The sequence below is a fragment of the Butyrivibrio sp. WCD2001 genome (genome assembly GCF_000424485.1).
In the GTDB taxonomy this organism is placed as follows: domain Bacteria; phylum Bacillota; class Clostridia; order Lachnospirales; family Lachnospiraceae; genus Butyrivibrio.
Genome location: NZ_KE384200.1, coordinates 454,323 through 468,235 on the forward strand (window position 1 = coordinate 454,323; position 13,913 = coordinate 468,235).

General features: G+C 45.3%; 10 protein-coding genes. All 10 read left to right on the forward strand.

Annotation, left to right across the window (positions count from 1 at the left end):
• Positions 1-147: 147 nt before the first annotated feature.
• The 10 genes from G630_RS23100 to larB all read left to right on the forward strand — a co-directional run bounded on the left by G630_RS23100 (position 148) and on the right by larB (position 13,830).
• On the forward strand, positions 148-1,860 hold the full coding sequence (locus tag G630_RS23100; RefSeq protein WP_044959943.1) for a two-component system response regulator: 1,713 nt from the start codon (positions 148-150) through the stop codon (positions 1,858-1,860).
• A gap of 159 nt (positions 1,861-2,019) precedes the next feature.
• Positions 2,020-2,361, forward strand: coding sequence for an Hpt domain-containing protein (locus G630_RS0119885; protein WP_026499575.1), 342 nt, complete (start codon positions 2,020-2,022; stop codon positions 2,359-2,361).
• 50 nt (positions 2,362-2,411) lie between these two features.
• Entirely contained in the window at positions 2,412-5,552 is a 3,141-nt protein-coding gene (locus G630_RS24055; protein WP_049946329.1) for an ATP-binding protein, read from the forward strand.
• 52 nt (positions 5,553-5,604) lie between these two features.
• Positions 5,605-6,369 (forward strand): response regulator, encoded by a 765-nt coding sequence (locus G630_RS0119895; RefSeq protein ID WP_022762895.1) that lies wholly within the window; start codon positions 5,605-5,607, stop codon positions 6,367-6,369.
• 13 nt (positions 6,370-6,382) lie between these two features.
• Positions 6,383-6,946: a TetR/AcrR family transcriptional regulator gene (locus G630_RS0119900; RefSeq protein ID WP_022762896.1), complete on the forward strand. Its 564-nt coding sequence runs from the start codon at positions 6,383-6,385 to the stop codon at positions 6,944-6,946.
• Positions 6,943-9,384, forward strand: coding sequence for an alpha-galactosidase (locus tag G630_RS0119905; protein ID WP_044959945.1), 2,442 nt, complete (start codon positions 6,943-6,945; stop codon positions 9,382-9,384). The genes G630_RS0119900 and G630_RS0119905 overlap by 4 nt, the downstream gene beginning before the upstream one ends.
• A gap of 80 nt (positions 9,385-9,464) precedes the next feature.
• Positions 9,465-10,346, forward strand: coding sequence for a DegV family protein (locus G630_RS0119910; protein WP_022762898.1), 882 nt, complete (start codon positions 9,465-9,467; stop codon positions 10,344-10,346).
• A gap of 530 nt (positions 10,347-10,876) precedes the next feature.
• Complete coding sequence (gene larE / locus G630_RS0119920) at positions 10,877-11,716, forward strand: ATP-dependent sacrificial sulfur transferase LarE (protein WP_026499578.1); 840 nt, start codon at positions 10,877-10,879, stop codon at positions 11,714-11,716.
• Between the two features lie 13 nt (positions 11,717-11,729).
• Positions 11,730-13,085: an MATE family efflux transporter gene (locus G630_RS0119925; RefSeq protein ID WP_026499579.1), complete on the forward strand. Its 1,356-nt coding sequence runs from the start codon at positions 11,730-11,732 to the stop codon at positions 13,083-13,085.
• Entirely contained in the window at positions 13,078-13,830 is a 753-nt protein-coding gene (gene larB, locus G630_RS0119930) for a nickel pincer cofactor biosynthesis protein LarB (RefSeq protein WP_026499580.1), read from the forward strand. Before G630_RS0119925 ends, larB begins: the two co-directional genes overlap by 8 nt.
• Positions 13,831-13,913: the final 83 nt, after the last annotated feature.

A 13,913-nucleotide genomic window follows, 5' to 3' on the forward strand; every position in this document is an offset into this window, starting at 1 on the left:
CGAGATAAAAATCACACATATATTTTTGAACGGGCGTACTCTTTCCCAAAAATTTATATTTATTTCACAGGGAGTTAAATTACTTGGAAACTATATCATGGTAGAATAGTGTTATCGGTAATATGTGTGCAGTTCGGGGGAAACACTATGGATAGTGGACTTGATGTAAAAAGAAAAATACTCATTGTTGAGGATGAACCGATAAATCGGAAAATTCTTGAAAACATAATCAAAAAAGATTATGAGGGCATTTTTGCCAGGGATGGCGTCGAAGCAATTGAGCTTATAAGGGATAACAGCGATACCCTTTCGCTTGTGCTGCTCGACCTTATGATGCCCGATATGGACGGCTTCGAAGTGCTTGAATTTATGCGGGAGGACAAAGTATTAAAGCTCATCCCGGTGATAGTATGCACTTCCGAAAAGGAAGCCGAAGTCAAATGTTTCCAGCTTGGAGCCGCTGATTTCATAACAAAGCCCTATGATCATCCTGCGGTCATAAAGGCCAGAATCGACAGAGCCATCGAATTCAAAGAGGGCAGAGGTCTTATTCATGCGACCCAGAATGACTCACTGACGGGGCTTCTTACCCATGACTTTTTCATGGAATATTCCCATTTCAGAGATTTGCATTATAACAATCACGACATGGACGCCATAGTCCTTAATATCAACAGATTCCACCTGATAAACGAACTACAGGGAAGGCGCGCGGGCGACGACGTCCTTATAAAAATTGCGGACAGTGCAAAGCGCATCTCAGAGGAAAAGGGTGGAATAGCAGGAAGAGGCGGAGCTGATGAATTCATGCTCTATCTTCCGAGCGGATCGGATCCGACCAAACTCCTAGGCAAAATAGAGGAGGGACTTCAGGACCTGCTCAATAACTCCAGAGTTTACCTCAGGATGGGAGTTTATAAAAAAGTAAACAGAGACCTGTCCGTTGAACACCGCTTTGACAGAGCGAGAGTTGCCTGCAACAGCATACGTGGCAGCTACAACGAGAAGCTTGCGGTCTACGATGAGGATATGAATGAGAAAGAGACACTGAACGAGCGTCTCATCAACGATATGGAGGCCGGAATAAAAGAGGGCCAGTTCAAGATTTACTACCAGCCAAAGTATGCGATACAGGGCGACAGGGATTCCCTGTACAGTGCAGAAGCGCTGGTACGATGGGAACATCCTGAACTGGGACTTCTTAGACCCGATAAATTCATTCCGCTTTTCGAGGACAACGGTCTTATCCATAAGCTGGACCACTATGTGTGGGATGAGGTATCAAAACAGATCGGTGAGTGGATGGTCAAGTACGATCTCAAGATTCCGGTATCCGTAAATGTATCCCGAGTTGATATCGGAGCTCCGGACCTCGAGGAAGAGATTTTCACCGTGGTTCAGAACAACTGGATATCACCGGGAATGCTGAACCTTGAGATAACAGAGTCGGCCTACACCGAGAACTCGGATCAGATCATAAAGGTTGTGAAGGGACTTCGCGAAAGAGGTTTCGCCATCGAAATGGACGACTTCGGAACAGGTTATTCTTCACTGAACATGATTACTTCGCTTCCTATCGACATTCTGAAGCTCGACATGCAGTTTGTTAAAAACATTCATGAGGGCAACAAGGACATGAAGATGGTGGAGCTGATGATGGACGTAGCCAGATCCCTCAAGGTCAAGGTTGTCGCCGAGGGCGTCGAGACCAAGGAACAATACGACCTTTTGAAAAAAGCAGGCTGCGATGTAATCCAGGGCTTCTACTTCTCGATGCCCTGCGCAGGACCTGAATTCGAAAAACTGATCGAGAAGGAAAACGAGGAACTGGCACGCGAAGTTGAAGAAGCACTGGCCTAAAAAGCCTTCCCCTTGGGGGATGGATAAATTATATGCCTTCCACTAGGGGGATGGACCAATTATATGCCTTCCCCTAGGGGGATGGACCAATTATATGCCTTCCCCTAGGGGGGAAGGTGGCGCGCAGCGCCGGATGAGGGGAATTTAAAGGAGGTACACATGCTAACAATAGACATACTTAACGAGTTTGGAGCCGACACAAAGGAAGGCCTTGCAAGATGCCTTGACGATGAGGAGTTTTATCTTGATCTCATCCCTGAAGCACTGGAGCGTGAACGCTACGAGGAGCTTCAGGAGCTTCTTGAAAAAAAGGACATACCGGCAGCTTTCGAGGCAGCTCATGCCCTTAAGGGGATACTGGGAAACCTTGCACTCACACCGATTTATGAGCCAGCAAGTGAGATGACCGAGATCCTTCGTGCCGGCAAAGACATGGACTACACGGAATATATCACAAAAGTTATTGCAGAGAGAGACAGGCTTGCAGAGATGATTGAATAAACATAGAGATTCCCGGCGATTGATTCCATGTAGCAAAATGAGGAATGCCCATGTTTCAAAAGAATATAATCATTGAGAGTCTGGATGACCTCAAGAAGAAAGCTCCGTTTATCAAGATGGAGTTTGAATCACATGAGTATAACTCCGGCCTGATTGAAATGCAGGTTGGAAATATAGATGAGGAAGAGATAAAGGCGGTTCTTAAGGAACTTGCTGTTTCTTTTCCGGATTTTAAAGTTGTCGGGATGTCCTCGATTCCTACGGTTTATGCGCTTTATCACATCGAGAAGGGAATTGTGCTGTCCTTTACACTGATGAAAAACGCCGCCGTTACAGTACTCAGTTACTTCGCAGGTGTGTATAAGGACAACAAAGAAATATTGGATGTTGCATCTGAATATGCCCATAAAGTTGCAGAATTTATACGAAATATAGAATATGTCAAGGGGGTTCAGATCCTTCTTGCAGGCAGAAGTGCGCCATCGCCTGTGCTTATAAGAGATCTTTCCAAGGAACTCCCGGATATTCCGATATACGGTGCGATAGCAGGGGTGAATAAAAGAGAAAGTACAGACGGCTATTTTTCCGCTATTAACAAGGAGGATACCTTTGTAATAGCAGGTGAAGAGATGGGCAGAGGTGCGGCAATAGCCATTTTTCACGGGAAAGAGCTCTATACCTATGTGGATTATCTCTTTGGGTGGGAACCTATAGGAAGATTCATGGATATAGAGGTCTCGACGGATTTCAGTAAGGGGCTTATTGTTGCAACAAGTCTTGACGGAGTAAAGCCGGCTGAAGTTTATAAGAAATATCTTGGAGTAAATGAGAATAAGAATTTTGTCATGAATATCGGTGAATTTCCGCTTGTGGTGGAGCGCGACGGAATCACCATAGGAAGAACACCTGCTACACTTGGGAAAAATGGTGAGCTTTACCTCGAAGCGGATATCCTTGAGGGTGAGAAGGTGCGCTTTTCATTTGGACAATATGACAGGATCCTTGAAGGAACAAAGGCCGGGGCAGAGAGAATGAGGGCCTTTGGTGCAGAATACCTTAATCTTATCATCTGCGGCAACAGACTTAACTTCCTTCAGGATGATTATCATCTTGAGATAGACTACTATGCAGAGGGACGCTATGAGAAACCTGTGCTCTGCCTTGGTATGGGTGAAATTTATCGCTTTAACGGAAAAGGCGGACTGTTAAACTCTGCGCTTGTTGCTATCGGAATGAGAGAAGGACTTGGAGGAGAGGCGACCTACAAGCCTATAAGCGATAAGCGGAATGATCTTGCGCAGAGGGAGGGGGTGATTCCACTCTCGGCAAGACTTGCCCATTTCCTGAAGGCTATGACAGGTGAGCTTGTTGAGGCTGTACACGAGGCTGAGGCTGCAAATGAAGCTAAGTCTGCGTTTTTATCAAATATGTCTCATGAGATCAGGACACCTATAAATGCTGTGCTGGGAATGGATGAGATGATTCTTCGCGAGTGCAAAGATCCTGAGATAGTGGAGTATGCACAGAATATCAAGTCTGCAGGAAATACACTTCTTGGACTTATCAATGACATCCTCGATTTTTCCAAGATTGAAGCAGGAAAAATGGACATCGTTCCCGTGGACTACGATTTTTCATCACTTGTTAATGACCTTGTGCACATGATCATACCAAGGATCACGGCTAAGGGTATTGAGCTTGTGGTCGATGTGGACAGGAATCTTCCGAGCGTGCTTTTCGGAGATGAGATCAGAATTAAGCAGGCTATAACGAATATTCTCACCAACGCTGTCAAATATACGGAGAGGGGCAGCGTATCACTTATCGTGACCTATGAAAAAATCGCAGAGGATTTGATTGATCTCACAGTCCGGGTTAAGGATACCGGAATAGGTATTAAGGAAGCGGATATTGAGAGACTTTTCCATGCCTTCCAGCGAGTTGACGAGGTCAGAAACAGGACCATCGAAGGAACCGGACTTGGTCTTAACATAACGAAGAGACTGCTTGCTCTTATGGGCAGCAGGCTCGAGGTTGAAAGTAAATACGGTGAGGGCTCGGAGTTTTCATTTACGATCACTCAGAAGGTAATAAAGGATGAGCCCATCGGCGATTACATGGATGCCTACAAGAGGGCTGTTATCGATAAGGAAAAGTATCACGAGAAATTTACTGCGCCTGAGGCAAAAGTTCTTGTGGTCGACGATACACCCATGAATCTTACTGTGGTTGAGGGACTCCTTAAGAAAACCCTGGTGCAGATTGATACGGCAGAGAGTGGTCAGGAATGCCTTGAGAAGACAAGGCTGAAGAAATATGATCTCATTTTCCTCGATCACAGAATGCCCATTATGGACGGAATAGAGACTCTTACAAAGCTAAAGAGTGAGGAGGATAATCCTAACCGGAATACGCCTGCCATAAGTCTTACAGCCAATGCGATCTCGGGTGCGAGGGATATGTATATCGAGGCCGGTTTTAATGACTATATGACAAAGCCCATCATGGCAGAAAAACTGGAGGCTATGATGGTATTGTATCTGCCTGAGGATAAGGTTTGCATGGTAGCGTCTTCGAGCGATAAGGATAATTTTGACGATGAGGAAAAAGAGCTTCCGGGCTGGCTTAAGGAAGCGCCTATCGATGTAAAGACCGGAATTAAAAACTGCGGTTCTGCGGAGAACTTCGTGCAGGCGGCCCAAACCTTCAAGGACTCCATTGATAGAAACTGCGAAGCGATAGAGCAATTCCTTGAAGATGAGGACATTAAAAACTACACCATCAAGGTTCATGCCCTTAAGAGCTCAGCGCGAATTATCGGAGCAGAAAAGCTCTCGGCGCTGGCTGAGGCTCTAGAGGCAGCAGGCGATGCCGTGGATATTGACAGGATAAAAAGGGACACACCGGAGCTTCTTAAGATGTACAGGGAACTTCGGGAAGCCTTCTTCTCTGGAGATGATGGAGCGGAGGACAATTCTTCGGACGACCTTCCGCTTATGGAAGAAGATGCCGTTACAGAATTAAAAAATACTTTAAAAGAAATCGCCGGAACCTTTGACTATGACAGTATTAATTATATAATGGAAACTGTAAAAGGTTATCGAGTTCCCAAAGGGCATAGGGAGTTTTTCACAGCATTGCAGAAAGCTGTTGCAAATGCGGATTGGGATGAGATAAATAGACTTCTTTAAATGCGTATAAAAAGGTAATTGATTCGTAGGCTACTTGAAAATGGAGGAAGATATGGATAACAGAATTCTTCTTATAAGTAGCGGCTCAACTTTTATGATAGATGCCCTGTCGAAGAATCTTAAAGACGCGGGGCTGGTGGTTGTAAAATGTGAGCCGGTTGTGGATGAACTCGATAAATACAGAGACGGGCCGGATGTTTTCCTGTTCTATCTGGGGAAATTTGTCGATGAGATTCCGGATGTTCTCATATATCTTCGAGATATCTGTCTTGAGAAAAACAAGATTCTGTGCATGATCGGAGATGAAGCAGAGTATGAGGTTGTAGGCGCTACCCTGACTGCAGACTCCATAGCGGAGAAGTTCGACAGACCGGTTGACATGAAGCTGGTTTCGGAGAGAATGCGCGATCTCTGTAAGCTGAACAATGAGATGGCAAAGAGGCGGAATATCCTTCTGGTCGACGATGATCCGACGTTTCTAAAGCTTGCAAAGAACTGGCTTGAGGAAAAATACAGAGTTACGATAGTAAGTTCCGGAACCCAGGCAATTACTTACCTTGCGACGAACATGCCGGACCTGATTCTTTTGGATTACGAGATGCCTGTGACACCCGGACCGCTGGTTCTTGAGATGATAAGAAGTGATGAGAGACTATACGATACGCCGATCATTTTCCTTACCGGCAAGGGAGACAGGGAGAGCGTGATGAAGGTGGTAGGGCTAAAGCCCAATGGATATCTTCTTAAAAATATGCCAAAGAATGAACTGCTTAAATCAATAGAGGAATTTTTTGACGGGACAAATAAGCTGAATTAGCGCAGGAGGGATTATGAACGACACAAAAATTAAGATACTTGAGGCTGTTCTTTCGGAGTTCAAGAAAAAGGGCTCAAAATTCACAATGGACGACGTTGCCAGCGATCTCCACATGAGTAAGAAGACAATCTACAAGGAATTTGATGACAAGGAAAAAATATTCGATTCACTTGTAGACTACTGTTTTGATAATATTAAGGAGAAGGAGGCGGAGGTTCTTGCCGACAAGTCTCTTTCCACCATTGAACAGATTGAGAAGATAATGATCTGCATGCCTGACAAGTACAGGGATGTCGATTTTCGCATGGTATTTACACTTAAAGAAAAGTACCCTAAGATTTATGTGAAGGTTCAGAACAGACTTGAGAATGACTGGGAAGATACCATCATGCTTATTGAAAAAGGAATCCGCGAAGGCGTTATAAGACCGCTGCCGATTCCCGTAATTAAAGCGATGACCGAGGCCTCAATTGAGAGGTTCCTCAGCTCGAACGTGCTTATTGAGGGCAACACAAGCTACGATGATGCCCTTAAAGTAATGATAGACATAATAATGAGAGGAATTTGCGTAAGATGATTTTAAGAAATGGCAACATATTTTTACTACAGACGAAAGGCAGCAGCTACTTTATGCAGGTGCTGCCTTCGGGGCATATAGAACACATACATTATGGCGCCTCGCTCATCTCTGATATGCAGTATGAGAAGTTTATGAAAAACGAGAGCGCAGAGGAAGGACTTTTGTCAGACATGGCAAAAGTTCTTGAGATTAAGCACAAAAACGAGGGCGGAAACATGGTTGTTTACTCGAAGGAGAGCTATCCTCTCTGCCTCGAGGTTATGCCGCTTGAGATGTCGGGCTTCGGTAAGGGTGACATCAGAGAACCCTTGGTGGAGCTGACCTTTGCGGACGGTTCCTCAACCTGCGACTTTTTATTCGAAAGTGCGGAGATATCCGATGAACTTGGCAGCCTTGAGACACTGCCGAGTTCTTATGATGACCTTGGAAAAGGCGCTGAAAGTGCGGGCGAAGAGGATAAGGCAGCTCCATGGGAGAAGGACCACGCGCAGCAGCTTACGATTACTCTTAAGGACACCGGCTACGATATCAGACTTAAGATGATCTACAAGGTTTATCCCGAGTGCGATACCATCACAAGAAGCGCAGTTCTGATAAATGACGGCGATGCGAGAGTGAAGGTGGACCGCCTTCTTTCCAATCAGATTGATTTTCAGCAAAGCGGATATCAGCTGACAAGCTTCCACGGACGCTGGGCAGATGAGATGGGACAGACAGTCTCCGTCTGTAATGCGGGAAAAGTTGTTAACGAGGAACTCGCTGCCGGTGAATCCGGAAGCAGAAGCAATCCTTTTACAATGGTAAGCATGCCCGATACTACCGAGACAGCAGGTGACTGCTACGGATTTAACCTGGTATACAGCGGCAATCACTATAGCTCTCTTTCTTCAAACGGGACCTTCCTTTCAAGGTTTGTTAGCGGAATTCAGCCCACAGGCTTTGAGTGGCTACTGGAAGCAGGCGAGAAGTTCGAGGCACCGGAAGCTGTCATGACCTATTCCGGCAGAGGCTTTGGCGGAATGAGCCGCAGCATGCACGACTTTGTAAGAAAGCACATCGTTCGCGGAGTTTGGCGTGATAAGGAGAGACCAATCCTTATTAATAACTGGGAAGCTACCTATTTCAATTTTAACCAGAACAGTCTTCTTAAAATTGCAAAGGAAGCTTCAAAGGCAGGAATAGAGCTGTTCGTCCTGGATGACGGATGGTTCGGTAAAAGAAACGACGATCATGCAGGACTTGGCGACTGGATAGTTAACACCAAGAAGCTCCCGGACGGGCTCGGCGGTCTTGCTGAAAAGATAAATGCGATGGGCATGAAATTCGGACTCTGGGTTGAGCCTGAGATGGTGAATGAGGACTCAGATCTTTTCAGAGCGCATCCCGAGTGGGCGGTAAGAATTCCCGGAAGATCTCACTCAGTTGGAAGAACGCAGATGATACTGGATCTCACCAGAACCGATGTACAGGACTATATCATCGATGCTCTGTCAAAGGTGTTCTCCTCAGCTAACATTTCCTATATTAAGTGGGATATGAACAGAATCTTCTCGGATAGATTCTCACTTGAACTTCCGGCTGAGAGAATGAAGGAGTTCCAGCATAGATATTACATCGGGCTTTACAGAATCATGGGAACACTTACTAAGAAGTTCCCCGAGATCCTTTTTGAAGGCTGCTCAGCAGGCGGCAACAGGTTTGACCTTGGTATCCTCAGCTTTTTCCCTCAGATATGGGCAAGTGATGATACCGATGCAGTATGTCGCATGGACATTCAGAGAGGCTACAGCTACGGCTATCCCGCAAATACGCAGGGTGCGCATGTGTCCGCTGTTCCCAATCACCAGACACTTCACACCGTGCCGCTTGAGACCAGATTCTCGGTGGCTGCTTTCGGGTGCTTTGGCTATGAGCTGAATCTCGGAGAACTCTCCGAGCAGCAGAGAAAGCAGGTGGCAGATCAGGTTGAGTTCTATAAAAAGTGGAGAAAGGTCTTCCAGTTCGGAGACTTCTACAGACTTGATAAGTACCGCTTCATGGTGGTTTCTAAGGACAAGTCGGCAGCGGTTGCTTTGATTTTCCAGAAAGAGTCAAGACCCAACAATGATTATCTGGCACTTAAGACCATGGGACTTGATGAGGATGCGGTTTATGAGGTTGCAAACAGACAGGTCAGCGTCAACATCAAGGCTTTCGGAAGCCTCATAAATACTATGGCTCCCATTCATGTAAAACAGGACGGAATCATCCACGGCATAATTGCAAGACATTACAAGATGAACGGCGAGAAGGACGAAGCCGTTGCGACAGGAAGCATGCTGAACTCCTGCGGAGTCCGCCTCAATCCCGACTACGGCGGAACCGGCTACGGCGAGGACACCCGCATGTTCAGAACCGGTGACGCCCGCCTCTACGTCTTCGCAAGGGTAGAATAAACTAGCCTTCCCTAAATCGTTTCCTTGAATAATTTCTTCTTATATGTTACTTTTTAGTAGTTTTATAAGGGAGGAATATTATGGCTGATTACGTTATCAGCTGTTGTTCAACAGCCGATCTTACTCTTGATCACTTTAAAAAGAGGGATTTAGAAGTTGCCAAATTTCATTTTGAAATTGACGGCAAACCATACCTGGATGATGGTGAGTTTCCTATAGAGGATTTTTATAACGCTATGGCAAAGGGAGCGATGACTAAAACATCCCAGATAAATGTTGACGAATATATTAGTCACTTTACGCCATTCCTTGAGGAAGGTAAGGATATCATTCATCTGACACTCAGCTCCGGAATATCCGGAACCATTAATTCAGCTAATATTGCAGCTGATGAGCTCAGAGAGAAATATCCTGAGAGGAAGATATACATCATAGATTCCCTGGCAGCATCATCAGGCTATGGACTTTTAATGGATACTATCGCTGATAAGCGCGACGCCGGAATGACTATAGACGAGCTTAAGAACTGGGTACTTGAGCACAGGCTTGAGCTTAACCACTGGTTCTTCACAACCGACCTTACATATCTTGTAAGGGGCGGACGTGTTTCAAAGGCAGCAGGCTGGTTTGGCGGTGCGCTAAAGATTTGTCCGCTTCTCAACGTGGATAATCAGGGACGCCTTATCGCCAGACAGAAGCTTCGCGGAAAGCCCGCAGTTATCAGAGCTTGTGCAAAGAAGATGCTTGAGAATGCCCAGTATGGCGACAAGTATAACGGCAAGTGCTATATTTCACAGTCCGCTTGCAGAGGCGACGCCGATCAGCTCATAAAGGAAGTCGAGGCCCTCATCCCCGGAGTAAAGGGACGCATTGAGGTCTACGACATCGGCACCACCATCGGAAGCCACACCGGCCCCGGTACGATTGCTCTTTTCTTCTGGGGAAATAAGAGAGAAGATTGAATAAAAAAATGCTCTATGACATTATTGGCTTGTCATAGGGCATTATTTTTGTTTTAGGGGATTGTTCTTGTATTAGATGATTATTCTTGTTTTAGATAATAATCCTTGCTTTAAGGGTGTTGTTTCTAGTATTAAGGATATTGTCTCTTGCTTTGAACGTATTTTAGAATTGTTTTGCTCGTTATTTAAAATGTCTTGTGAAGGCGTAAGTCAATTTTTCAATTTTGCTAAAATGGATTTACCAATTATCAATATTAAGAATGAAATTTGTGAAAAAAGGCCTTTGAACCCAATATATAATCGGCATGAAGATAGAATGTTGACATTATCTTGTAAACAAGCTTCAAAACGTAAGTCTAAAATAGAAAAATGAGAGATTAGATTTACGGTTATCGAAATTACGTCAAAAAAACTAATATCTTTATAAAGAATTCTCTAACTCACTTTCGTAGGCACTTATATTATGAGATAATTGTTTAATAACATATTATTGAGCTCAATCTAATTTGCGCGGGCATAAAGAGACCAACATGAAAAACATAGATCAGAAATACCAACAACTACAAGACATCATCCGCAGTTATAACACTCTGGCGGTGGCATTTTCAGGAGGTGTGGATTCCACATTTCTTCTTAAGGTGGCGGCGGACGTCCTTCAAGCTAAAACAGCAAGCAAGACGCCTGAAAACAAGCTAGTCGCCATCACCGCAAAATCCATTTCCTTCCCCGAAAGGGAACACAAGGAGTCGGAAGATTTCTGCGAGAAAAATGACATCAAACAGGTGATAGTCAGTGTTGACCAGATGAAAATAGAGGGCTTCAAAAATAACCCACCGGATAGGTGTTATCTTTGTAAGAAGGTGATCTTCACATCAATCATTGAAGAGGCAAAAAAGCTTGGAATAAGCACTATCGCCGAAGGCTCAAATGCTGATGATACAACTGACTACAGACCCGGGATGAGAGCAATAGAAGAGCTGAAGGTCAAAAGCCCATTGAAAGAGGCGGGACTTACCAAAGAAGAAATCAGGATACTTTCAAAAAGACTTGGGCTACCCACCTGGTCGAAACCTTCCTTCGCCTGCCTTGCCACAAGATTTGTCTACGGCGAGGAGATAACCGAAGAAAAGATAAAGATGGCAGGAGCAGCCGAGGAGATACTTTTCGGAAGCGGCTTTTCACAGGCAAGATGCAGAGTTCATGGCGACATGGCGAGGATAGAAGTGCCGGAAGATGAGATTAAAAAGCTTCTTGAGGATGAGACCAGGCAGACAATCTTCCAAAAAATAAAAGCACTCGGATTCTCCTATGTATCTCTCGATCTTCAGGGCTACAGAACCGGAAGCATGAACGAAATTCTTAACCTATGAACGAGGTCATAATATGCAAAAAGCAGCTACAAAAGATTTAACAAACGGATCTCCCATGAAACTTATTCTGGGATTTGCCGTGCCCATGCTTATGGGAATGCTTTTTCAGCAGTTCTACAATGTGGTGGATACCATGATTGTAGGAAAGTTCTTGGGAAAATACGCCCTTGCCGGCGTGGGCAGCACCGGTTCCATCAATTTCATGATCATAGGTTTCTGCATGGGAGTATCTGCGGGATTTTCCATACCGATTGCTCAGACCTTCGGAGCAAGGGATTTTAACGGCCTGAAAAGATATCTGGGAAATGCCATTGTCCTATGCAGCATATTGGCTGTGATAATGACTTTCCTTTCAACCATTTTCTGTAAAAAGATACTCATTCTCATGAACACGCCGGATGAAGTAATGGAGCATGCCTATGGATATATTGTCGTGATATTCATCGGAATTCCGGTTATATATATGTACAACCTGCTCTCGGGCGTACTCAGAGCAGTCGGGGATAGCAAGCATCCTGTTATGTTTCTGGTGATTGCATCCTTCATCAACATAGGGCTGGATCTTCTATTTATAATAGTATTCGGACTTGGCGTGACAGGGGCGGCGCTGGCTACGGTCTTATCCCAGCTTATCTCGGGGATTATGTGTCTTGTTTTTATTGTGAAAAGTGTGGACATTCTTCATATTACAAAGCGCGACCTCACCCTTGAGAGGCACCACGTTTTCAAGCTTTTCAACATGGGAATTCCGATGGGACTTCAGTACTCGATCACGGCCATCGGTAGCGTGCTGCTGCAGGTTGCGGTGAACAGTCAGGGAGCTGACATTGTGGCAGCGGTTACCACAGCGGGCAAGGTGGGAATGTTCTTCTGTTGCCCCTTTGATGCACTGGGTTCTACGATGTCGACCTATGGCGGACAGAACGTGGGTGCAGGAAAAATTGACAGACTTTCAAAAGGTATGTGGGCAGCAGGGATTCTTGGCTGCATTTACTCGGTTATCGCCTTCGGAGTTTTGTATTTCTTTGGAAGATACTTTGCAATGCTGTTTATGAGCGCGGGTGAAAGTGCCGTTCTTGATTACGCACATACATATCTTATCTGGAACAGCCTGTTCTACATACCGCTTGTATTTGTCAATGTTGTCAGATTCCTTATACAGGGCATGGGATTCAGCATGCTGGCAATCCTTGCCGGAGTGTGCGAGATGATTGCAAGAGCAGCGGCATCACTATTTCTTGTACCGGTGATAGGATATACGGGAATCTGTCTTGCCAGCCCCCTGGCATGGATTCTTGCGGACGTATTTTTGTTCCCGGCATTTTACTACACTAGGAATATTTTGAGAGGAAAGATCAGTAATGGATAAAAAAGAGATGGAAAAACTTCTGCAGAAGGTGGCATCAGGAGAAACTAAAGTTGACGAAGCACTTTTAAAACTGAAAGAAGCACCCTATGAGGATATGGGATTTGCAAAGCCCGATTTTCACAGGGGCTTAAGACAAGGCGCAGCTGAGGTAATATACGGCGCCGGGAAAACTCCGCAGCAGGTGCTTGATATCACGAACAAATTGAGAGAGCATGGGCAAAAGACCGTCCTCATAACAAGAATGAAGGAGGAGGCAGCAACCCTTCTTAAGATTAATATAGAAGATTTTGAATATGATCCTCTTAGCCATATCGGAATAGTGGGAGAGCTTCCTGAAAAAGACGGAAAGGGAAAGATTGTGGTTGCGACCGGCGGCACAAGCGATATCCCGGTGGCAGAGGAAGCCGCTAAGACAGCAGAGGTTTACGGAAACGAAGTTGTACGACTCTACGATGTAGGTGTTGCGGGACTTCACAGACTCCTTGGCCACATGGATGAAATCATGAGCGCAAGAGTCATCATTGCGATAGCCGGAATGGAAGGCGCACTCGCAAGCGTCATCGGCGGACTTGCTGACTGCCCGGTAATCGGAGTGCCAACCAGTGTTGGATACGGAGCTTCCTTTAACGGAGTTTCGGCGCTTCTTTCTATGCTCAATTCCTGTGCCAGCGGAGTCAGCGTAGTCAATATTGATAACGGTTTCGGTGCCGGGTATCTGGCATCTATGATAAATCATATCGAGTGACAAACCCATCTATATAAAAAGAAAAGCCGCCTTGCTTGGCGGCTTTTCATATGTGCACCGATTAGGTGCGCCTTTATCTTATT